Annotated in this window: 15 protein-coding genes and 1 tRNA gene; 9 read left to right on the plus strand and 7 right to left on the minus strand. The window is 33.7% G+C overall.

Annotation, left to right across the window (positions count from 1 at the left end; all coding sequences use genetic code 11):
- Nucleotides 1–54: 54 nt before the first annotated feature.
- The 3 genes from EV145_RS06605 to EV145_RS06615 all read left to right on the plus strand — a co-directional run bounded on the left by EV145_RS06605 (nt 55) and on the right by EV145_RS06615 (nt 5,565).
- Complete coding sequence (locus EV145_RS06605; protein WP_133524435.1) at nt 55–849, plus strand: hypothetical protein; 795 nt, start codon at nt 55–57, stop codon at nt 847–849.
- 87 nt (nt 850–936) lie between these two features.
- The gene (locus tag EV145_RS06610; RefSeq protein WP_133524436.1) at nt 937–4,620 is read left to right on the plus strand and encodes a response regulator; all 3,684 of its coding nucleotides are present in this window, start codon (nt 937–939) and stop codon (nt 4,618–4,620) included.
- Between the two features lie 93 nt (nt 4,621–4,713).
- A complete protein-coding gene (locus tag EV145_RS06615; RefSeq protein WP_133524437.1) occupies nt 4,714–5,565 on the plus strand; it encodes a neutral zinc metallopeptidase in 852 nt (283 codons plus the stop codon).
- 150 nt (nt 5,566–5,715) lie between these two features.
- Here the strand turns inward: EV145_RS06615 and EV145_RS06620 are convergent.
- The 4 genes from EV145_RS06620 to EV145_RS06635 form a co-directional block, all read right to left on the minus strand.
- Nucleotides 5,716–5,789, minus strand: a tRNA-His gene (locus tag EV145_RS06620).
- Nucleotides 5,790–5,855: 66 nt separating this feature from the next.
- Nucleotides 5,856–6,572 carry a bacillithiol biosynthesis deacetylase BshB1 gene (gene bshB1 / locus EV145_RS06625; protein WP_133524438.1) on the minus strand — a complete coding sequence of 239 codons (717 nt, stop codon included), beginning with the start codon at nt 6,570–6,572 and terminating at the stop codon, nt 5,856–5,858.
- 87 nt (nt 6,573–6,659) lie between these two features.
- Nucleotides 6,660–7,742 carry a chorismate-binding protein gene (locus EV145_RS06630; protein WP_133524439.1) on the minus strand — a complete coding sequence of 361 codons (1,083 nt, stop codon included), beginning with the start codon at nt 7,740–7,742 and terminating at the stop codon, nt 6,660–6,662.
- A 4-nt stretch (nt 7,743–7,746) separates the two neighbouring features.
- The gene (locus EV145_RS06635) at nt 7,747–8,175 is read right to left on the minus strand and encodes a PaaI family thioesterase (protein ID WP_133524440.1); all 429 of its coding nucleotides are present in this window, start codon (nt 8,173–8,175) and stop codon (nt 7,747–7,749) included.
- A gap of 128 nt (nt 8,176–8,303) precedes the next feature.
- On the opposite strand from EV145_RS06635, the gene EV145_RS06640 reads away from it, so the two are divergent.
- The 4 genes from EV145_RS06640 (at nt 8,304) to EV145_RS06655 (ending at nt 16,529) form a co-directional block, all read left to right on the plus strand.
- The gene (locus tag EV145_RS06640; RefSeq protein ID WP_133524441.1) at nt 8,304–9,815 is read left to right on the plus strand and encodes a hypothetical protein; all 1,512 of its coding nucleotides are present in this window, start codon (nt 8,304–8,306) and stop codon (nt 9,813–9,815) included.
- A 325-nt stretch (nt 9,816–10,140) separates the two neighbouring features.
- Nucleotides 10,141–13,812, plus strand: coding sequence for a phosphoribosylformylglycinamidine synthase (gene purL, locus EV145_RS06645; RefSeq protein WP_133524442.1), 3,672 nt, complete (start codon nt 10,141–10,143; stop codon nt 13,810–13,812).
- Between the two features lie 337 nt (nt 13,813–14,149).
- Nucleotides 14,150–14,602, plus strand: a complete 453-nt coding sequence (locus EV145_RS06650) for a hypothetical protein (protein WP_133524443.1) — start codon at nt 14,150–14,152, stop codon at nt 14,600–14,602.
- Between the two features lie 148 nt (nt 14,603–14,750).
- Nucleotides 14,751–16,529 carry an AMP-dependent synthetase/ligase gene (locus EV145_RS06655; RefSeq protein ID WP_133524444.1) on the plus strand — a complete coding sequence of 593 codons (1,779 nt, stop codon included), beginning with the start codon at nt 14,751–14,753 and terminating at the stop codon, nt 16,527–16,529.
- Nucleotides 16,530–16,582: 53 nt separating this feature from the next.
- Here EV145_RS06655 and EV145_RS06660 read toward each other — a convergent pair whose 3' ends face one another.
- The 3 genes from EV145_RS06660 to EV145_RS06670 form a co-directional block, all read right to left on the minus strand.
- Complete coding sequence (locus tag EV145_RS06660) at nt 16,583–17,128, minus strand: 3'-5' exonuclease (RefSeq protein ID WP_133524445.1); 546 nt, start codon at nt 17,126–17,128, stop codon at nt 16,583–16,585.
- A gap of 184 nt (nt 17,129–17,312) precedes the next feature.
- Entirely contained in the window at nt 17,313–17,516 is a 204-nt protein-coding gene (locus EV145_RS22575) for a hypothetical protein (RefSeq protein ID WP_243739213.1), read from the minus strand.
- 620 nt (nt 17,517–18,136) lie between these two features.
- On the minus strand, nt 18,137–19,234 hold the full coding sequence (locus EV145_RS06670) for a slipin family protein (protein ID WP_133524446.1): 1,098 nt from the start codon (nt 19,232–19,234) through the stop codon (nt 18,137–18,139).
- A 1,956-nt stretch (nt 19,235–21,190) separates the two neighbouring features.
- Here EV145_RS06670 and EV145_RS06675 point away from each other — a divergent pair.
- Both EV145_RS06675 and EV145_RS06680 read left to right on the plus strand, forming a co-directional pair.
- Nucleotides 21,191–22,372 (plus strand): IS3 family transposase, encoded by a 1,182-nt coding sequence (locus EV145_RS06675; protein ID WP_133524447.1) that lies wholly within the window; start codon nt 21,191–21,193, stop codon nt 22,370–22,372.
- On the plus strand, nt 22,347–22,979 hold the full coding sequence (locus EV145_RS06680; protein ID WP_133524448.1) for an IS3 family transposase: 633 nt from the start codon (nt 22,347–22,349) through the stop codon (nt 22,977–22,979). The genes EV145_RS06675 and EV145_RS06680 overlap by 26 nt, the downstream gene beginning before the upstream one ends.
- The last annotated feature ends 389 nt before the right edge of the window (nt 22,980–23,368 follow it).

Raw genomic sequence — 23,368 nt, forward strand, 5'->3', positions numbered from 1 at the left:
TTACGTTTCAATATTCAGCGTAAATTCAAAAAGTATAAACAATTCCATAATAAAATGAAATCTACTCTTGCCCAAATCGAAAACATTAAAAACAATGGCTATTCATTGGATTTTTCTCAGGTTTTTGACCATGCTTTCGAAAATTATAAAAAAATTGCACTTTACTCAGCACTAATTATATTTTTATTTGCGGTAATATTCGGAATTGGTGGAATCGTGGTCATGAGTTCTATTTATGGCGTTGAAAATTTTCCTAAAATAATTGAGGAAAGTATGAAGCCTAAAAAACTGACTTTAGATGAAGCCGTAATCTCAACAATTATCTTTCCTCTTATCACTGCTTTAATGGCTCCTTTTGGCGCAGGTTTTTTCAAAATGGCCGATGCTGCTGACAAAGATCAAGAATTCAAAGTTTCTACAATATTTCATTATTACAAAGCACCTTATTTCGCTCAGTTATTTGCTGCTACTTTAATTATTAGCTTTATTAATAATGCAATTGCAAACACTCTTGAAAGTATTGACTATGTATTTATAGGAGCTGGAATTTCAATTTTCATTAACTATCTTATGTATTTTACTGTTCCGCTGATCATTTTTGGAAAACTAAAAGCAATAGATGCGATTAAGGGAAGTATTACATTGGTTACAAAAAATCCGTTGCTGATTTTCTGTTTGTTCATTGTTGGAATTATCGGTACTCTTGTGGGTGTATTTGCTTGCGGTGTAGGATTGTTTTTTACGGCAGTTTTCAATACATCATTGATTTATGCCGCTTATTATGGGATTTTCACTATGGAACAGGAAGAAGATTCAATTGACACTATTGGTCAATCGGATTTCAAATAAAATTGAATTTCTAACTAAAAAAAGAGCCTGACCTACTCTATTAGAAATTCTCAAAATGCTATTAACTAAAGTACATTCCCAAATTTTATGGCCGAAAACTACAGTTTTTATAGTACATTGATTTCAGGAATTGCCTTCATGGGCAATAGCCTGAAATCAACTATAACAAATTGGTTTGTTTTTAGTTCCGACGTCATTTTCTACAACAATCCTAAGCTCATAATTTTAGGACTTTCTTTGTTTGGCTTTTTAGCTATTTTAGTCTATCAATTTTTCAGAATAAAAACCAAAATAGGCTATTTTATTCAGAAGAAAAGGGAAACCGAAACCATCACTAAGGAATATCAGCTTTATATCTTATTTTTTGGTATTGCCGTTATTGTAATTGAAATTATCAATGAAATTTTTAAAATAAGGCCAAAAAGTCTATTCATAAACAATATTATAATTGGCTCCAGTGTTCTATTGTTTTATGTACTTACTGATAAAATAAAATACCTGAATGATCGGATTCAGAATATATTTATTGTTTCTTTCTTTTTTTACGTCATATATGTGGCGCGCAACATCATTTACCTCCCAAATGATATACTTCCAATAATTACTTTTCTAATATGCTTTTTCTTTTCCTACGGTGTTCTAAAACCTATAAAGGTATATTGGCTTTTTGTTGCTCTGGTCTTCGCTTATTTAATTATTGCAATTGTTTTTCAATTAATTCCAATAAAATCATCCATACTTTTAATCGATTTTTGTATTGTCATTTTTATTGTAAATCAGGTAAAATATGCTGTCCTTCAAAACAATAGAGACAATTACAGGTTTACAAATGAAATTGTCCATAAAGGAAATTCCCTTACCATTGCAACCAATGAAAATGGAGAATTGCTTTTTTGCAGCGAAACAATTACTTCTATTTTAGGTTACCATCCGGATGATGTTATGGCGCTGGAATTTTGGAAACTTACTGAAGATTCTGAATTCAGCCGAGATAATTATTATAAAAACTATATTGACAACAAATTATATATCCGAAAATTAAAAAGCAAAAACGGAGAATATAAATACATTCAGTGGAAAGATAAAAAATTCTCCAATGAATTAATTATCAGCATCGGACAAGACGTTACAGAGCAAATAATTGTTCAGGATCAATACAAAAACCTGATTCAAACTGCAACCGATATTATTTTTGAAATAAGCATTGAAGGTCATTTTACTTTTATAAATGAATTTGGTTATTCTATTTTAGGTTATACTGAAAATGAAGTGCTTTTACAGCATTATTCAAATTTTATTCACGTAGACCACATCAGCAATGCTGTTGATTTTTATGAAAATTTGGAACAAAATGAACTCAATTATCCAACAATAGAAATTCCGATTTTAAAGAAAAATGGCGAGGAATTATGGATTTCCCAAAAAGTAATTGTCCGCAAAAATGATTTAGGAGTAACCACTGGTTTTGCAGGGATTGCGAGAGATATTACCGAGTTAAAAAACATCGAAAACGAGAAAAAAAGACGTTTAGAAAAAATCGAAGCTTACAACAATTCTACTAAAAAGCTTTCGACAACAAATTTTAGCGATTACGACAATATGCAAACCGTAATCGATTATATCATTAAAGAAGGCGCCATTGTATCAAAAGCCAACAGAGTAAGTTTCTGGAAATTTTCTAATGATGTCATTACCTGCAAAAATCTATTCAGCCGTGATAATCAGACTTTAAGTGATAAAAATATTCTTGATAAAGAGTCGTATCCTATTTATTTTGAAACATTAAAAAACAAAGCCATAATAAATGCGCCTGATGTTTTTGATAAATTAGAAACATCTGAATTTCAAGAAATTTATTTCACAAAAAACAAAATCAAGTCCATGCTGGATGTTCCGATTTTTTTAAACGGACAATTGGCAGGAGTTGCCTGTTTTGAAAGCACGGGCGAAAAAAGAGAATGGGATAACGAAGACATCAATTATGCCAGAACTATTGCCGATGTTATTTCGCTGGCAATTTCATCGCAAATGAGGCTTAAAGCCGAGAAAAAGCTGGAACTAAAAAGTGATCTGCTTTCGGCTATGGCACTTTGTACAGAGAAATTTCTGCTCAGCAAAGGACCGCAAAAAATGTTTGAAGAAACGTATAATATAATTGGAAAAGCCTCAAAAGCCGATCATATTTTTTATTATGAAAAAGATTTTGAGACCAATACAATCAGCCAGCAATACAAATGGTCCAGAGATGGCGTTGTACATCAAATAACTGAACTTCAAAAATTTACTGAAGAGAACTTAAAAGAAATTATTTTTCATTCAGAAAGCAAAAGAGCACTAAGTATGCTGACAAAGAATCTTGAAGAAACATTTTTCAAAAATTTGTTAGTTACAAATGACATTAAATCAATTTTGATTCTGCCATTATTTTCAGACAATATTTTTTCTGGCTTTATTGGGTTTGATGATTGTACCAAAGAAAGAAAATGGACAGAAGACGAAATTTATATTTATCAGACTTTAGCCAATAACATATCATCGGCTTTAGACCGTCATCGAAATCAGGCTAAAATCAAAGAAAGTGAAGATGCTATTAAAGCAAAAGAACTTGCAGAAGCGGCAAATAAATCAAAATCTGATTTCTTAGCCAATATGTCGCATGAAATTCGGACTCCATTAAATGGAATTATCGGATTTACGCATTTATTGATGAAAACAAATCTTGAAGAAATTCAGGAAAAATATATGACGACCATTAATCAGTCGGCACATTCGTTGCTTGAAATTATTAATGACATTCTCGATTTCTCAAAAATTGAAGCAGGAAAACTCGAACTTTATATTGATTTATATGATCTTCAAAAAATCCTCGGACAGATTTTTGATTTAATTATTTATGAATCAAATCAAAAAAATCTGCTGCTGGAATTAAATGTTGATCCAAATGTCCCAAAATACATCTGGACAGATATTGTACGATTGAAACAAATTTTAATCAATCTTTTGTCAAATGCAATTAAGTTCACTAATGAAGGTTCAATAAAATTAAACGTTTCTGTATTGGACAAAAAATACGATGATTTCTATGTCATTCGTTTCTCCGTTATTGATACCGGAATTGGAATCTTAGAAAAAAATCAGAAGAAAATTTTTAAGGCTTTTTCACAGGAAGACAGCTCGACAACAAGAAAATTTGGAGGAACTGGTTTGGGGCTTACCATTTCAAATCAATTATTAGCCTTAATGGAAAGCCGTTTACAGCTTAAAAGCAAAATTGACGAAGGAAGCACCTTTTATTTTGACTTAAACCTTAAAACAAGCCAAAATACAATTAATGAAAAACTAAAAGCACTTTCAAACGGAGCAGAACCTGATTATTCGCTTAGCTACAATTCGAATTTGAAAAATGTAAATATTCTGATTGTAGAGGACAATAAAGTGAATATGCTGCTTTTAAAAACGATCTTGAAGAATCTAAATATGAATTCGATTATTTTTGAATGTGAAAACGGTTATGAAGCCGTAAAACAGATCGAAAATATAAATCCGGATCTTGTTTTTATGGACATACAAATGCCAATTATGAATGGTTATGAAGCTACAAAAGCAATCAGAATTACCGAAATTGGCAAAACCATTCCTATTATTGCGGTAACTGCGGGTGCTGAAAAAGAAGAGAAAAACAAATGTATTGCCGCCGGAATGAACGATTACATTTCAAAACCTATCATCAGAGGTACTGTAGAGGAAGCATTACGAAAATGGCTAAAATAGTTTAAAACAAAATAGCTGTTATCATCTCAAAATTGCTAAAAAATCTATAAATTCGTATTAATAAAAACATAATAAGCTTAAATCAAGTAAACTATGAAATGGCAAGGCAGAAGACAAAGTGATAATGTTGAAGACAGAAGATCAATTTCTGGAGGCAAAATAGCTGTTGGAGGTGGCGTTATTGGAATCATTGTATTATTGCTGAATGTTTTTGGCGGCGAAACCGGCAAACAAATAGCCCCAGTTTTAGAGCAAATGCAAGGCGGACAGCAGACACAAACTGAAGCAGCTGCTCCTTTAAGCAAAGAAGATGAAGAAATGGGCAATTTTGTCAGAGTTACGCTGGCTGATACTGAAGACATCTGGAGCAAAATTTTTGAAGAGAATGGAATGACCTACAAAAATCCGAAATTAGTTCTTTTCAGAGGGTCTGTACAAACAGCCTGCGGTGGTGCATCATCAGCATCTGGGCCTTTTTATTGTCCGGGAGATCAAAAAGTCTATATGGATTTAGCTTTTTTCGAAGAATTAAAAACGAGATTTGGCGCAAAAGGTGGCGATTTTGCAATTGCCTATGTTATCGCGCATGAAATTGGTCATCACATCCAGACTTTACTAGGCACATCTGCAAAAATGCGTCAGGCCCAAGAAGGAAAAAGTGAGGCCGAAGCCAATAAACTTTCTGTAGCTCTAGAACTTCAAGCCGATTTTTATGCAGGAGTTTGGGCACATTACAATCAACAAAACTTAGACACCGGAGATATTGACGAGGCTTTAAGCGCAGCCAATGCAGTTGGGGATGACGCCATCCAGAGCAAAATGCAAGGTCAGATAGTTCCTGATTCTTTTACCCACGGATCGTCTGAACAAAGAATGTACTGGTTTAAAAAAGGCTTTAAAACCGGAGACATCAAACAAGGTACAACCTTTGAAGAAATTCAATAATACATAAACCAAATATAATAACCACTAAAAAGCACAACTTAACAGTTGTGCTTTTTTTTGTCATCCTGAGGAATATAAGGATGACAAAAAACCGTTGAAAATTAAACGCACAAAAAAAGCCTTGAATTTCTTCAAGGCTTTAAATTTCTGGGTGGCTGACCGGGTTCGAACCGGCGACCCGCGGCACCACAAACCGCTACTCTAACCAGCTGAGCTACAACCACCATTTTTGCTTAGCGAGTGCAAATATAGAACAAAGGTTCAGTTCTACAAAGAAAAAAATGAAAAAATTACAATAAATTTTCTAAGCTATTGACTGCCAAACATCTTTCAACAGTAAAACCTTCGGCAAAATCTTTCCCAACAAGCCTTCCTAAGTCCTGCGCACGGTAATTTAAACTTTCAAAGAAGTTTTTACTTGTAATAGGCGTTGCAGGTTCACTTGAATTTGGATCATAAAATTGCGTTTTATAAGCAGAAATTGCTTCCACTTTCTTTTTCTCGAAACCAGTAATATCAACTACAAAGTCAGGAACGATATTTTTCCATTGAATATAATGATACACTACCTTTGGCCTCCATGCTTCTTGTTTCTCTCCGTCAATCGAGGTTTCAATTTTCATTAAACCTGATAAAAAACAGGCATCAGAAACTAATTTGCTTCCTTTTCCGTGATCAATATGGCGATCATCTATTGCATTGCACAATACAATCTCTGGCTTATACTTTCGAATCATTTTGATGACTTCCAATTGATGCTTTTCATCATTTACAAAAAATCCATCGCGCATTGCTAAATTTTCTCTCACAACAACACCTAAAATTTTTGCAGCATCTTTTGCTTCTTGATCTCTAATTTCGGCCGTTCCGCGCGTTCCTAATTCACCGCGTGTCAAATCAACAATTCCAACTTTTTTCCCAAGGGAAACTTCTTTTAAAATGGTTCCCGCACAACCCAACTCAACATCATCAGGATGTGCACCAAAGGCTAATATGTCTAATTTCATTTTTTTTTGTTTCAAGTTTCAGGTTTCAAGTTTCAGGTTTTACGTTCCAACAACTTGAAACTTGAAACCTGAAACTTGAAACATTTTTTAACAACTACTATTCTTCTTTATATTCAAAACTCTTTTCATCGTCATTGATTTATTGACGCTTTCCTCCCATTCCTTTTCAGGAATACTTTCTTTTGTGACACCACATCCCATATATAAAATGGCTGTATTATCTACAATTTGCATGCTACGTAAATTTACAAATAAATCAGAACTATGGGCATTGTGCGCAAAACTGCAATTCAACTCGCCTAAAAAGCCTGTGTAGAAAGTTCTATCGTAATTTTCGTTTTCAAGTATAAATGCTTTTGCTTTTTTCTTTGGCAAACCGCAAACAGCAGGTGTTGGATGCAGTGTATCAATAACTTCTTCCAAAGTCGAGTTATCATTTAAAACTCCCGAAATATCGGTTTTAATATGCCAGATTGATCCTGCTTTTATGCTGTAAGGTTCTGTAACATTTACAGATGAAGCAACTTCTCGCAATCTTTTTATAATAAAATCGGTCACATATTGCTGTTCATCTTTTTCTTTTTGTTGCCAGGAGATTTCGGTTTCTAAAGTTGCTTTTTGTGTTCCAGCCAAAGCTGTCGTTTCAAAAGCATTTCCGTTTGCTTTTAGCAATTGTTCTGGTGTTGCTCCCATCCAAAATCCGATTTCCGGATGAAAAAAACAGTATGAAAAACTAGACGGATAAAGATGAATCAAACGCTTGAAAGTGACGATAAAATCAAAATCTATCAAATCAACTTTCTCACTTCTGGATAAAACTACTTTTTTAAACTCTTCGTTATTAATGGCTTCAATTCCTCTTGAAACTAAATCCTCATATTGCCTTTTAGCTTCAGGATCAACAGATAAATCATCAATTTCGTTGAAACTAAAACCAACAAGAGTCTGTTCAGCACTAATAATTCTAGATTGTTCTTCAGGAATAATAAACAGCTGTTTTTCATCAAAAGAAGCAAAAACAAAACCTTTTTCACTGTAATCTGAAACAGAATGTAAAGTGTCATTTTGCTGCAAAAGGGCAAAAATACTGGAAGAATTAGGCTTAGAATAAATTACAAAAGGCAATTTTTGCTCTTGGTGTTTTCGTATAGTGGAGAAAAAGTCATTCATATATTTAATCTTTCTTTTTATCTAAAACCATATTGGTCAGTTTGCAAAGCGAAATCAGGTTTCCAGCTTCATCTGTAATTTTAATTTCCCAAAGATGAACACTTCTTCCTTTATGGATGATTCGTGCTGTTCCAAAAACCCAGCCTTCGCGAATACTTTTTAAATGATTTGCCGAAATTTCGATACCGCGAACTTCCTGCTCTCTTGGATCTATAAAAAAGAAGGATGCAGCACTGCCAACACTTTCAGCCAAAGCAACTGAAGCGCCGCCATGCAGCAATCCCATTGGTTGATGAACACTTGGATTTACAGGCATTTTTGCAGTTAAAAAGTCGTCACCTGCATCGATATATTCAATTTTTAGCGTCTCCATCAAAGTGTTTTTAGAAAACTGATTGCAACGCTCTAAGATTTGCTCTTTAGTGTAATTCATTAAAATGGGCTTTAAAATCGTAAAATTAAAGAAAAGATGAGATACAAATTTGAAAATCGAATTCTAATATTTAAAAATCATCTCAGAACGTGTAAGTTTTTTGTTATTTTTACAAAAAAAGAATTCAAATGCGTCATTATTTTGCACTCTTCCTTCTCGCTCTAATTCTGGCTTTCAGCTCGTGCCGAACTGATTTTGATACCGTTGCCAGTTCCGGAGATTTAAAGTTTTCAAAAGATACGGTTTATTTGGATACTGTTTTTAAAAATATAGGATCGAGCACTTATCAGCTAAAAGTCTATAATAAAAGCAAAGACGATATTTCTATCCCGATTATTCAACTCAAAAAAGGGTTGAATTCTAAATACCGAATGACAGTTGACGGAATGACTGGAAACAATGGAAAAATCTTCAATAATGTTACGCTTTTGGCTAAAGACAGTTTGTATATTTTTGTTGAAACTACCGCAGATATTACAGACGCCAATCCATCCGATTTTTTATATACCGATGAAATTCAGTTTGACAGCGGTGCAAACCTGCAGCAAGTTGCTTTAGTGACTTTGATTCAGGATGCCATTTTTTTATATCCAAATCAAAATCCGGATGGAACGAAAGAAAAAATCAAAATCGACGGCAAAGATGTTGATGGTTTTTATCTCAACGAAAATGATCCTGTAAACGGAAATGAATTAATTTTTACCAAACAAAAACCTTACGTAATTTACGGATACGCAGGAGTGCCAGAAAATAAAACGGTAACTTTTGAAGCGGGAGCACGAGTTCATTTTCACGCTAATTCTGGTTTGTATGTTGGCAATAAAGCCGCTTTACAAATCAATGGGGCAAAATCAACAACAGAAAAACTTGAAAATGAAGTTATTTTTGAAGGCGATCGTTTAGAATCTCTTTATTCTGATATTCCTGGACAATGGAAATCGGTTATTTTAGAAAATGGCAGCAATAATCATTCGATTACAAATTTGACTTTAAAAAATGCCATTTCTGGATTAGACATCAGAAATACTTCTAACGCAATTCAAATTAAAAACACTCAAATTTACAATTGTGCCGAATATGGAATTTTAGCACAAAATGCACGAATCAACGGAGAAAATCTAGTCATTAATTATGCTGGTTTAGCGAGTTTATCGTGTGTTTATGGCGGAAATTATAGTTTTATACATTGCACTTTTAACAACAATTGGCAAAGCAGTTCGCAATTTACAGTCAACCTGAGTAATAATTTAGCAGGCAAAACGCCAGAAACGAATCCACTAACGCAGGCAACTTTCAATAATTGCATCATTTATGGTTCAAATACAAACGCGTTTAATTTGAATAAAAACACCAACGCAGCATTTGTTTACCAATTGAACAATTGCCTTTTAAAATTCAGCAGTTCAACAACAAATCCTGATTATCAATTTAAAACTGACACAGAACATTATAACAACATCATTTTAAATGAAAATCCGAAGTTTTATAATGTCAACCAGAACAAATTCAATATTGATAATACTTCATCCGCTTTCGCGAAAGGGAATCAGGCGTATATAATTCCGTTGGATATTTTAGGAATTACAAGAACTTCGCCTCCTGATTTAGGTGCTTACCAAAATGCTGTTTTTCCTAAGTAATATTTGACACGAAGTCGCTAAGACATTACGTTTTCTTTAGCCACAGATTATGGTATTAAAATGATTTTTTCTCATTTTATGTCATTTCGACGAAGGAGAAATCCTCGCGAGAAGCTCTACAAAGATTAGACTCTCGTTGCGGAGTTACTTACGAGGATTTCTCCTTCGTCGAAATTGACAACAATACGATTAATCATTACTTTAACTAAAACTTTGCGTCTTTGCGAGATTAAAAAAACTTTTTTAAAAGACTTCTATTTCAAATTTGCGCTTACTATTTATTTACACTAAATTTGCACTTCAATACAACAAACTACACATCACAATGATCCATTTCTTTGAAAACCAAAGCAAAACTGTTTTTGCCGTACAAACGCAAAACGAAATTTCAGCTCAAGACATTTCAAAATTAAACTGGCTTTTTGCCGACTCTAATAAGATCGAAAAATCCGCTTTGACGGGTTTTTTTGTTGGTCCCCGCGCCACTATGATCACACCTTGGAGTACAAATGCTGTAGAAATCACTCAAAACATGGGTGTTCCGGGCATTATCAGAATTGAAGAATTTCATCCGGCAACGGAAGATTTTGCTGATTTTGACCCGATGCTTTTCCAAAAATTCAATGAATTAGATCAGGAGATTTTCACGATCAACATTCAGCCAGAACCAATTCTGGAAATTGATGATATTGCAACTTACAACAAAGTTGAAGGTTTAGCTTTGAGCGAAGAAGAAGTAGAATACTTAAATAATCTTTCAACTAAATTAGGAAGAAAACTAACTGATTCTGAGATTTTTGCTTTCTCTCAAGCGAATTCAGAACACTGTCGTCACAAAATTTTCAACGGAACTTTTGTTATTGATGGTGAAGAAAAAGAAACTTCTCTTTTCAAATTAATCAAAAAAACATCTCAGGAAAATCCTAATGATATTGTGTCTGCTTACAAAGACAACGTTGCTTTTGTAAAAGGGCCAAAAGTGCAGCAATTTGCACCAAAATCGGCAGACAAACCTGATTTTTACGAAATAAAAGAATTTGATTCGGTTATCTCTTTAAAAGCCGAAACACACAATTTCCCAACAACAGTTGAGCCTTTCAACGGAGCTGCAACGGGTTCTGGAGGAGAAATTCGTGACCGTTTAGCAGGTGGTCAAGGTTCTTTGCCATTAGCAGGAACTGCCGTTTACATGACTTCGTATTCTCGTTTGAAATCCTTCGACTCCGCTCAGGATGACAGGACTTGGGAAAATGCTCTTGAGGAAAGAAAATGGTTGTACCAAACTCCAATGGATATTTTGATCAAAGCTTCAAACGGAGCTTCAGATTTCGGAAATAAATTTGGTCAGCCATTGATTACGGGTTCTGTTTTAACTTTCGAACATTCAGAAAACGACCGTAAAATTGGTTACGATAAAGTAATCATGCAAGCGGGTGGAATTGGTTACGGAAAATTAGATCAATCAATCAAAAAGAAACCGCAAGAAGGCGATAAAATCGTAATTCTTGGTGGAGAAAATTATAGAATCGGAATGGGTGGTGCTGCGGTTTCATCTGCAGATACTGGAGCTTTTGGTTCAGGAATCGAATTAAATGCCATTCAGCGTTCAAATCCTGAAATGCAAAAACGTGCTGCTAATGCCATTCGTGGTTTAGTAGAAAGCGATCATAACCCGATTGTTTCTATTCACGATCACGGAGCTGGAGGACACTTAAACTGTCTTTCGGAATTGGTAGAAGAAACGGGAGGTTTAATCGATTTGGATAAATTACCGGTTGGAGACCCAACACTTTCTGCAAAAGAAATTATCGGTAACGAATCTCAGGAAAGAATGGGATTGGTTATTGGTCAAAAAGATATTGATGCCTTACAAAGAATCGCTGACAGAGAGCGTTCGCCAATGTACCAGGTTGGAGATGTAACAGGAGATCACCGTTTTACTTTCGAATCAAAATCAAATGGTTCAAAACCGATGGATTATGCTTTAGAAGATTTCTTCGGAAGTTCTCCAAAAACGGTTATGACAGACAAAACGATCGATAGAAAATATGCTGCTGTTTCTTATTCAGCTAATGATTTCGAAAGTTATTTAAAAGACGTTTTACGTTTAGAAGCAGTTGCTTCAAAAGACTGGTTAACAAACAAAGTGGACCGTTGTGTTGGTGGAAAAGTAGCTAAACAACAATGTGCTGGACCTTTGCAATTGCCTTTGAATAATGTTGGGGTTATGGCTCTGGATTATTTAGGAAAAGAAGGAATTGCGACTTCTATTGGCCACGCTCCTATTGCGGCTTTGATAGATCCGGTTGCAGGAAGCAGAAATGCTATTGCCGAATCGTTATCAAACATTGTTTGGGCTCCAATTAAAGATGGATTAAAAGGAATTTCATTATCTGCAAACTGGATGTGGGCTTGTAAAAACGAAGGTGAAGACGCTCGTTTGTACGCTGCTGTTGAAGGTTGTTCAGAATTTGCAATCGAATTGGGAATCAACATTCCGACAGGAAAAGATTCACTTTCGATGAAACAAAAGTATCCAAATGACGAAGTAATTGCACCGGGAACGGTTATTATTTCGGCTGGAGGAAACTGTACTGACATTAGAAAAGTAGTTGAGCCTGTCTTACAAAAAGACGGAGATTCTATTTATTATATCAATTTGTCTCAAGATGATTTCAAATTAGGAGGTTCTTCTTTTGCACAAATCAGAAATACAATCGGAAACGAAACTTCTACAATTAAAGATGCTTCTTTCTTCAAAAATGCTTTTAATACGATTCAGGAATTAATCGGCGAAAGCCAAATTTTAGCTGGTCACGATATCGGAAGCGGTGGATTGATTACTACTTTATTAGAATTGTGTTTTGCTGATGTAAACTTGGGAGCAAAAATTGATTTTAGCGCTTTCGCAGAAAAAGATCTATTGAAAATCCTTTTCGCAGAAAACATCGGAATCGTTTTCCAAGCTAAAGAAGATGCAGCTGTTGAAGCTAAATTAAATGCAAATAATATTGAATTCTTCAAATTAGGAAAAGCGACAACTACGGAGACTTTAGACCTTGGACTTTGGACTTTAGACATAAAAGCTTACAGAGATGTTTGGTTTGAAACTTCTTATTTATTAGACCAAAAACAATCTAAAAACGGAACTGCAAAAGCACGTTTTGAAAATTATAAAAATCAGGCTTTAAATTATACTTTCCCAACTCACTTTACTGGTAAAGCCCCTGTAATTGACGCTTCAAAACCAAGACCAAAAGCAGCTATTATTCGTGAAAAAGGAAGTAATTCTGAGCGTGAAATGGCAAATGCAATGTTCTTGGCAGGATTTGATGTAAAAGATGTTCACATGACGGATTTGATTTCTGGTCGTGAAACATTGGAAGACATTCAATTTATCGGAGCTGTTGGAGGATTCTCTAATTCTGACGTTTTAGGTTCTGCTAAAGGTTGGGCCGGAGCTTTCTTATACAACGAAAAAGCAAAAACAGCTTTGGATAATTTCTTCAAAAGAGAAGATACGTTATCTGTTGGAATCTGTAATGGTTGCCAATTGTTCATGGAATTAGAAGTTATTAATCCGGAGCATGAAGTTCACGGAAAAATGCTTCATAACGATAGTAACAAACACGAAAGTATTTTTACTTCTGTAACAGTTCAGGAAAACAATTCGGTTATGTTATCGACATTGGCTGGAACTACTTTGGGAGTTTGGGTTTCTCATGGAGAAGGAAAATTCAATTTACCAATGGGTGAAGAAAATTACAACATTGTTTCTAAATACGCTTACGAAGGATATCCAGCGAACCCAAATGGCTCTCATTACAACGTAGCCATGATGTGTGACAAAACAGGAAGACATTTGGTTACAATGCCTCATATTGAGCGTTCGACTTTCCAATGGAACTGGGCACATTATCCAAAAGACAGAAATGACGAGTTTACACCTTGGCATGAAGCTTTTATCAATGCCAGAAAATGGATTGAGAAAAACTAAAAATATATTTTGATTAAAAGCGCCCGAATTTATCGGGCGTTTTTTTTTGCCACAGATTACACAGATTATCACAGATTTTTTTTCATCAATTAGAAAATCATTCTAATCCTTTTAATCTGTGGCAAAAAAAATATTTAAAACCACTCTAAGATTAATTCAATGGTATTTAATGCACCTTAAGCAATCCTGAACATTCGGATAAATATCTTTGTCTCATGAAAAATATGATCGAAAAATATACCTTCCCTTTTTCATATTGAAATTTGAACTATATTCGCCAAAAAGTTCGTGCCACTGAATTTTTTAGACCCCCAAAAAACACTAAATCCTACATAGAATGAAAGCAATTCGTTTATTAATTATTACCTTAATTTTTATTTCTGCAAAATCGTATTCTCAAGTTGAAGTAAACCCAATAAAATATAGAGAACGCGAGCGTTTTATTACCACAACAATTGGTTATCCTGCTCCGGGAACTTATGCTCCAGCTGGAAAAAAAGAACCTATAATCATTTTAAATCCAGACGGAACTGGTGTTTATCAATACGAAGATTTAACCAAAGAAAAGATCAACTGGGGAATTGAATGTACTGAAGAAGGTGTCCCTGTTTTTAAAGAAGGCTTCAACAGTGCATCATACACGCTTTGGTACAGAACCAATGACAGCGAAGAATGGAATTACACACAGTTTTCGATTCATTTTGCCAAGAAAAAAATGTTCATTATGGGCGAAAGAGTGAAAGATTATGAAGATTATAATGATCTTGGAAAAACCGCACCAAATAAATAATTTGTATTTATTTCGAATATTTACTACAAAAAAGAAAACGTTTTCGTTGATTTTTAATAGTCTCTATAAATTTTCCCATAAAATTCCACAAAATTAAAAATCATACCTATTTTTTATTTAATTTGCAATAAAATTCAATATATTAAACATGGTTTCAATCACACGCCTTTTTGATTTTCCCTATTATCAACAAGAAACTTACAACCTTCCGGTTGCGTTAGCAACAAAAAAAAACGGGGTCTGGGAAAAAACATCTAGCCAGGAATATATTGCAAAAGCAAATGCTATTTCAAGAGCATTATTGCGCATGGGCATTCAGAAAGATGACAAAATTGCCTTAATTACATCAAATAACCGTACGGAGTGGAATATTATGGATATTGGGGTGTTGCAGACAGGTGCGCAAACCGTTCCAATTTACCCTACTATTTCAGAAGAAGATTACGAATATATATTAAATCACAGTGGCAGTATGTACTGCTTTGTGTCTGATGATGAAGTACTTCAAAAAGTAAGAATGATTCAGGCAAATGTACCTACTTTAAAAGAGGTATATTCTTTTAATGAAATTCCAGACTGCAAACACTGGACCGATCTAATTATTTTAGGAGAAGACGAAAGCAATCAAAATGAAGTTGAAGCTAGAAAAGATAGCATACAAACTGATGATTTAGCTACTATTATTTATACTTCTGGAACAACCGGAAGACCAAAAGGTGTTATGCTTTCGCACAAAAATATTGTTTCAAATGTTTTAGACAGTGCGCCTAGAATTCCGTTTGATCCAGGAAAAAGCACTGCATTGAGCTTCTTGCCTATCTGCCATATTTTTGAAAGAATGATCTTGTACATTTATCAATATTATGGAGTTTCGGTTTATTTTGGAGAATCAATTGACAAAATCAGTGACAACTTAAAAGAAGTCCGTCCAACTGTAATTACTGCTGTACCAAGGCTTTTAGAAAAAGTTTACGATAAAATTTATGCAAAAGGAACTGAATTAACCGGTATCAAGAAAAAATTATTTTTCTGGGCGATTGATTTAGGTTTAAAATACGAACCATACGGAGCCAATGGGTTCTGGTACGAATTTCAATTGAAAATTGCCCGCAAACTTATTTTCAGCAAATGGAAAGAAGGTTTGGGAGGAAATTTAGATTTAATGGTTTCTGGAAGTGCCGCTTTACAACCACGTTTGACTAGAGTTTTTGCTGCAGCAGAAATTCCGGTTATGGAAGGTTACGGATTATCTGAAACTTCTCCGGTAATTGCGGTAAACGATCAAAGAAACAGAGGTTTCAAAATTGGAACCGTTGGAAAAGTAATTCGCAATGTAGAAGTTAAAATTGCTGCAGATGGAGAAATTCTTTGCAAAGGACCAAACGTAATGCTAGGCTATTTTAAAGACCCTGAAAAAACGGCTGAAGCTTTACAAGATGGTTATTTCCACACAGGAGATATTGGAGAAATCGACAGCGAAGGTTTCTTGAAAATCACCGACCGTAAAAAAGAAATGTTCAAAACTTCTGGAGGAAAATATATTGCACCGCAAATCATTGAAAATGCTATGAAACAATCTCGTTTTATTGAGCAGATTATGGTTATTGGTGATGGTGAAAAAATGCCAGGCGCTTTTATTCAGCCAAATTTTGAATTCGTAAAAGAATGGGCAAAAATCCACAAAATTACTTTAGGAAAAACAGATAAAGAAATCAGCGAAAATCCAGATGTAATCAAACGTATTGATGACGAAGTTGAAGGCATCAATGAGAAATTTGGAAACTGGGAAAAAATCAAACGTTTTGAGTTAACTCCAGATGTTTGGTCTATCGACGGAGGACAGCTTACTCCTACTCTAAAATTAAAACGTAAGATCATTAAAGAAATTTACAAAGATCTTTACGCAAAAATCTATGGTCACAATTAAAATTCCAAAATAATTAACCAAAGGAAAAGGCTGTCTTTATTAGACAGCCTTTTTTAATTGTGCAGACACCAATGCAAAATCTTTGCGATATTTTTTGCATCGTCAATGCCACGGTGATGTGTTCCTTCTAACGGAATACGCAGCATTTGTAAAGCACCATTCATTCCGGTTGGTTTTACCAGACCAAATTTTTCTCCAAACCAGACTTTTACGTTAATATGTTCGTCAGCCATTGGATACGGAATTCCTAATGATTTACATTGTTTTCTAAGCATATTGAGATCGTACTGACCGTAACTTGCCCAAGTGTATAAATCTGGATTATACTCGTCAATTAATTCGTGTATAGCGTCTTCAAAACTGACTCCGTTTTGATCCAGCAAATCCTGAGTTATGGTTGTTAATTCTGTACAAAACGGACTCACGCTAGAACGTTGCGGTTTTATCAAAATACCTTTATTCTTTGTAATCTGCCCTGTTTCTGCATCTAAAATGGCCAATCCGATTTCGATAATTTCGTTTTCTTGGCCTTGCGGGACCGTGCCCTGCCAGCATGTGGCTTCTAAATCGATAATAATAATTTTATCTGTAGTTTTCATTTTGTTTAATTTTTAATAATTGTGTTTAATTGTTTAACCGCTAGGTTCGCTAAGATTTACGCAAAGGAACGCTAGGATTAGTTTCAGGCAGATTTAGCAGATTCAGGAGATTTTTTAATAATCTTTTTAATCCTTTAATCTGTGGCTAAAAAACTTTGTGTCTTAGTGCCTTTGTGGCAAAAGCCTATAAAAACATGCTTTTAAAATCTAGAAAGAAACTTCTTTTCTTAGACTTTTTTTCAGTCTTTTCCCTTTTTTCATTACGCTTCTTTTCAAAAACTGCTTTCGCTTTATCAATCCGTTTGATTGGTTTTGCTGCTTCAGTTTTAGAATTTTCGTAAAACTTCTTGAAAGGACGAGGCTCAAAATCAACCAAAATTGCAGCCATATTTATAGCATCTATATTTGACGGATCTGTTTCACCTTTAAAGAAAGTCTCGATAGGTCTAAACTTATCTTTCTTCTCCTTAAACTTATTCTTTTTGGTATGATCGAAATCTAAACCCAATAGATTACTGAAAACATTCAAATCATCCTTTGTTAGATTGTCTTCGAAAATGAACCAGCATAAATCACGAAGTTTTCCTCGAGAAGGTTTGTGTAAATAATCAAAATATTTTCCTTCTTTTTCTATCTCGTATTTTTTTCTAATTGCGTTTTTATTGTTTTAATGTATTGTTATTCATGGTATTTTTTCTTTGTAATTCTTGGGAACCTCAGAAAATCGCAGGACCTCTGGGAAACCAATATCTGTAAAGCTTAAAACAACATTACTTTACCGGAGAAGCATCTCCTAAACGATATAAATTTCCCTCGATCTTGCCTTTTCATTCCATTCTTTAATGAGCCCTAAATGATATCCTTTGCTCGAGGCAAATGGAAACTCACTACACTCAACTATAGTTGTATGACCAAAATGACGGTCAGACGCACATCCTATTTCTTGATTCATCCTTAAATTTTTATTTTTAAACTAAAACCACCAGCGTTTCCATTGATGGCTTTTCTCTATTTTACGAAGATTTCCTTTAATTGTCCAATTACATTGCCGCTTCCAGAAATTGTGATTTCTCCAATTTTATCGGCGATTTTTTCAACGTATTCCATCTCTTTCAATTTCCACAACATTTCATTTTCTTCCATCAGCTTTGCTGTGTTTAGCAAACTTCTTGTTGCAGCGGTTTCTTCTCTTCTCATAATACTGTTGGCCTGCGCTTTTTTCTCGGCAACCAAAACCTGATTCATGATTTCTTTCATATCTCCTGGAAGAATTACATCTCTTATTCCAGCATCAGAAATATTCAAACCTAAATCTTTGATTTTAGTTTTTGCTTCTTCTAAAATAGCTTCTGCAATAGCATCTTTTTTGCTCAATAATTCATCTAAAGTCAATCCGCCAACAAAAGCTCTTAAAGCTAATTGCATGGCAACATACAGCTGTTTCTCGAAGTCTTTGTTTTCGACCAAAGCTTTCATAATATCAATAACTTGGTATCTCACAAAAAAATTGATTCTCAATCCTGCTTTATCTTTAGTCAACAATTCCTGTCCCGAAATTTCAAGTTGTTGCTGTCTTGTATCAACAGTTTTAACTTCGATCGTAATAGCGTTATTCCAAAAGTAATGCGTTCCTGATTTCAACTCTTTTACAAAAGTTCCATTCACAAACAACAACGCTTTGTCATTACTAGCTACAATAAATTTTCGAACAAAGTATCTTAATTGAGCATGCTCCAACAAGTTTACTTGAATATTCTCTGTGATTTCAATTTTAGAAAGATCTGCTTTTATGAATTCGTTTTTTACAATTCCTTTCCAGAAAGGATGTCTTCCTGATGTAAGCGTTCCTTTAAAATTTCCGTTTATAAAATGCAAAACAATCTCATTATCAGCAACCTCAACAACGTCTAACATTGAGGCTAAAACTTCATTCTGCAATAAAATATTCAATTCAAAAGGCGCATTAAAAACACCATTCAAATCGTAAATCAATGCATTTTTGTTTCCAAAAATCCAGTGCAAACCTTCTTCTAATACTTTTACTAATTTTCTGTTTTCGAAAAGCAAACCCACTTGGTACGCTTCGATTTTGATTCTTTTTATCATGGTTTATGTTTTGTTTTGTTTTGTTTTGTTTTATTTGTTTCAGGTTTCAAGTTTCAAGTTTCAAAACCGCATAAATCTTTACTCTATTTTCTATTTTCTATTTTCTATTCTCTTGTCTCTTGCCTCTTTCTTCTATTCTCTTACTCCTATTCTCTTTCTTCTATTGTCTTATTTAATAAAAAAACCTTTTTGCCTTTCTCCTCCGAAAAAAACGGATGAAGAGTTTGTAATTTGTTTACCCGAATTGTTTTCGATTCTATTTTATTAAGATGATCCCCAAATCATCTTAACAATCAAATCGAGAAGAAAACAAGTATTTCAAAAAACGTTGCTTTTCGCACTGGCTTTATCATGAGTGTGAAATTTCAAATTCTAGAATCTTAATTTCACTGACAAAGACAAATCAGTTTTTTTTATGGTACATCTTTTAAAGAGTGATGCGCTCTGTCAAGACAGATTTTCAGTCTGTTGTTGATTAGCCACTCATCCAACCGAACTTAATCGGTGCAGGATTCGAACCTGCGTTAACTTCTATTACTCTACCGGATTGAGTTATCGCATTGCTGCGAATGGGATTCGAACCCATAACAAATAGATGGAGATCATTTTTTGGAAAACAATCAAAAACCTCCAAACCAAGTTGCATAGAAAAACATAATTCGCTTTCGCGGAAAGTTCCCTACAATGGTGCTATACAGAAACACGCAACTGGACTTGTTTGATATTTTTAATCAAAGCCTAAACTTTGATGCATTTCAGTTTATAAAAGAACTTGTTTTATTTCTTGAACAAATATTCAAATTGTACTGCGCAGTTATTTTGCGTACTTTATTATTCTGCTACAAAGGCACTAGGACACTAAGTTTATTTTTCTTGGCGTCTTGGCGACTTTGCGAGAAAATTGCTTGCCGGCTCTTTTTACAATGCTTTGTTAATCTCTCGCAAAGTCGCAGAGTCGCAAAGTTTCTTCTTAAAAGCGTTGAGTCTTCGCGCCTTTGTGGCAAAAACTCATGAGCACAAAAAAAGCACCCGATTAAAAGGTGCTTTATAAATTCAACGGGATACGACTATCCTACTGCCTGTATTGATGCACCTGTGTTGTTAAACGTCCAAGATCGAAACTCGGGTTTAGCAGTTGTGTGTTGTATATGTTGTTATATAAAGCCATTTTATATGTTGTATTATATTTTGAAATCGTTATTGCTATTTGAATTTCTGTTTTCAGATTTTCTTCGGCAAAGATAAAGTCGAAAAAATCAATTATCCAAATCTTTTTTAAGATTATTTTATTGATTATCAAATAGTTAAACTTAAAATTAAATCATAGAAATTCCTGTCCGCAAACTTGTGCAGCTTTCTTTTTGTATCAAATGACTGTCTCTCATCAGATTACTTTTCAAGATTATATTTCGCTATTTGGTTTTATCATGTACTATTTGGTCAATTATTTTTTTAATTATTTTTAGTTATGGTTTGATTTTCGTTATTTTAAATCATCTTTTTGTCACACTGAGCGAAGTCGAAGTGCCTTTTTACCGAAGTCAAAATGCCTTAAAACAAAAAAAGCGTCCCAAAATAAGGACGCTTTTCTATTTTATGTTGAGTTTGAAACTACAATTACATTCCTATTCCATAAAATACATATGACATCCTGAGTCTTTAGCCGGAAGAAATCCCGCTAAACGATCGCTATTTTTTATTGCTGACAGGTTCATATGATTGTTTTTTTACTAATTCGAGGGCAAATGTAGATGTTTTTTGGATAATTTAACAAATTTTAGTGAAATTAAATTTTTTATAACAAATCTTGCAGATTGATATTTGCAGGGTTTATTGATGTAATTGTACTCACGAGAGGGACGCTCGCGCCTGCAGGGGGATTTTGTTTTCTAATATGTTGTAATTTAGATTGTCATTTTTTTGTGATAAGGTTGATTAACATTAAAATTTAATGATATGAATAAAAATGTAAGACATTACGACCCCATCTTCAAAGAGAATGCAGTTCTATTAAGTTATGTAAGAAATACGGTTTCAGAAACTGCGGATGAATTAGGTGTTAATCCTAAAATGCTTTCTAAATGGCGAACTACTTATTCTAAATTTGCAAAGGGAAGTTTTCCATGTCTAGGCCGAAAAAGAGTTTATTATGAAAACAAGGAAATCTACGAATTAGAAAAGGAGCTAGCAGATTCCCAACTACGGTTAGAAATACTGGAAAAAGGAATTAAATATATCAATCAAGGTAAACAGTTACTTTGTAATTTTATACATCAAAACAGAGATAAATACCCTTTGTATAAAATGTGCGAGGTCTTAGGGGCATCCCATTCTACCTACGATTTATGGAAAAAACAGCCTTTTTCTAAAACAGAAACCCGTGTCTACCTACTTAAAAAGGAAATAAGTTCTATATTTTTTGAATTTGAACAGCATAAAGGAGCTGTATTAATTACGAGAGAACTGCACAGTCGTGGATTTCAAATTTCTGAGGGACAAGTATCGTTTTGGATGAAAGAGCTTGGCTTGCGAAGTAAAGTAAAAAAGAAATTCAAAGTTACAACCAATTCAAAACATAATTTATGTATTGCGCCAAATGTTCTAAACAGGCAATTTAAAGTTGATAAACCTTGCAAAGTATGGGTTTCAGATATAACTTATATTCGTATTGATAAAAGGTTTTTATATCTCACCGTTGTTATGGACTTGTATGATAGAAAAATAATAGGATTGCATTTGAGTTCTGGACTTTCTACCAAAGTCACAACTTTACCTGCTTTTGAAAAAGCAATAGCTAATCGTCCCGTTACAGAAGGATTAATATTACATTCTGATAAAGGAATTCAGTATGCAAATAAATTGTTTACAAATAAATTGGCTGAATATAATTGCATACCAAGTATGAGTCGAACGGGAGACAGTTATGATAATGCTGTTGTGGAAAGTTTTTTTAATACTTTAAAAAGAGAAGCAATTTATAAGCAGAAGAGATTATTAACAACAAGTGAAATGAAAATTGTTATACTTGAATATATAGAAAACTGGTATAATAAAAAAAGAATACATTCCAGTCTTAATTACAAGTCAATTGAGGAATTTAATAATATTAATCATGAAAAAGAGGAGGATACATTATAACCGAGATTTCAAATTAAAAGCTATTCAACTAAGCTATGAAAATGGAAATGTAACTCAGACGGCTAGAGATTTGCAAATAAGTATCAAATCTCTGTCTTTGTGGCGAAATATTTTAAAAAAGAAGGGAGATGCAAGCTTTCCAGGTAAAGGGAATTCAATATCAAGTTCTGAAGAGAAAAAGATTAAAATTCTTAAAAAAAAGATTAAGAATATAAATCTAAAGTTTGAAATTGTTAGAAATGCTAGGGAGTTTATTATTTCTGGTAAACCTTTTATTTTTCACTTTATTGCAGAAAATGAAAAGAATTACTCTAAAGAATTCTTATGTAAAACATTAGGCACAAACACAGTAGCTTATCGAACATGGAAAAGAGGTTTTCTCACAGAAAAAGCAAAATATAAAATTAATTTAAAAGATGAAATCAATTCCATCTTTGTTGCATCAAGAGAAACTTATGGATGTTTTCGTATCGCAGCAGAACTTGAAAAATGTGGATATTTAGTTTCGCCCAATACAGTGTTTAGATATATGAAAGAGTTAGGCATATATGTATCAATAAAGAAAAATAATCAAGCAATCAAAAATAAACGAATTATTAGAAATTAGCATTAGTGGATTTATTTGTCTTATTGTATTATAAATGAATCTTTAATGGACTTTTTTACTTTTTACTCTTCTATATTTTTGATAAAAAAAATGGCAATTGTAAGAAGTCATATTGATTTTAAAAATGTAGAGAAATTAGTTCAAGTCGAAGCCCAAAGGAAAAAGATACTTTGGGAATTAAAAAGCAAAAAGCTATTAATAGGTTTAATCGTTTTTCTTCTAATAATTATATTTTTAATGGAATAAAACTCCTGCCTGGGCGAACGTCTCAATAGCGCTCATATATTTTTTGAAGTTGGTTACTTTCAAAAGCGTGACGTTCGCATCAGCAGGGGAATTAACTACAAAGATTGTTTTATTTTCTGTGCAAATAAAAACAAAAGCTACAA

This window comes from Flavobacterium sp. 245, from assembly GCF_004362055.1.
Taxonomy (GTDB): Bacteria; Bacteroidota; Bacteroidia; order Flavobacteriales; family Flavobacteriaceae; genus Flavobacterium.

Coding starts and splice junctions, on each gene's coding strand:
- EV145_RS06605 (WP_133524435.1), top strand. CDS start 55: ATGAAATCTACTCTTGCCCAAATCGAAAACATTAAAAACAATGGCTAT.
- EV145_RS06610 (WP_133524436.1), top strand. CDS start 937: ATGGCCGAAAACTACAGTTTTTATAGTACATTGATTTCAGGAATTGCC.
- EV145_RS06615 (WP_133524437.1), top strand. CDS start 4,714: ATGAAATGGCAAGGCAGAAGACAAAGTGATAATGTTGAAGACAGAAGA.
- bshB1 (WP_133524438.1), bottom strand. CDS start 6,572: ATGAAATTAGACATATTAGCCTTTGGTGCACATCCTGATGATGTTGAG.
- EV145_RS06630 (WP_133524439.1), bottom strand. CDS start 7,742: ATGAATGACTTTTTCTCCACTATACGAAAACACCAAGAGCAAAAATTG.
- EV145_RS06635 (WP_133524440.1), bottom strand. CDS start 8,175: ATGAATTACACTAAAGAGCAAATCTTAGAGCGTTGCAATCAGTTTTCT.
- EV145_RS06640 (WP_133524441.1), top strand. CDS start 8,304: ATGCGTCATTATTTTGCACTCTTCCTTCTCGCTCTAATTCTGGCTTTC.
- purL (WP_133524442.1), top strand. CDS start 10,141: ATGATCCATTTCTTTGAAAACCAAAGCAAAACTGTTTTTGCCGTACAA.
- EV145_RS06650 (WP_133524443.1), top strand. CDS start 14,150: ATGAAAGCAATTCGTTTATTAATTATTACCTTAATTTTTATTTCTGCA.
- EV145_RS06655 (WP_133524444.1), top strand. CDS start 14,751: ATGGTTTCAATCACACGCCTTTTTGATTTTCCCTATTATCAACAAGAA.
- EV145_RS06660 (WP_133524445.1), bottom strand. CDS start 17,128: ATGAAAACTACAGATAAAATTATTATTATCGATTTAGAAGCCACATGC.
- EV145_RS22575 (WP_243739213.1), bottom strand. CDS start 17,516: ATGGCTGCAATTTTGGTTGATTTTGAGCCTCGTCCTTTCAAGAAGTTT.
- EV145_RS06670 (WP_133524446.1), bottom strand. CDS start 19,234: ATGATAAAAAGAATCAAAATCGAAGCGTACCAAGTGGGTTTGCTTTTC.
- EV145_RS06675 (WP_133524447.1), top strand. CDS start 21,191: ATGAATAAAAATGTAAGACATTACGACCCCATCTTCAAAGAGAATGCA.
- EV145_RS06680 (WP_133524448.1), top strand. CDS start 22,347: ATGAAAAAGAGGAGGATACATTATAACCGAGATTTCAAATTAAAAGCT.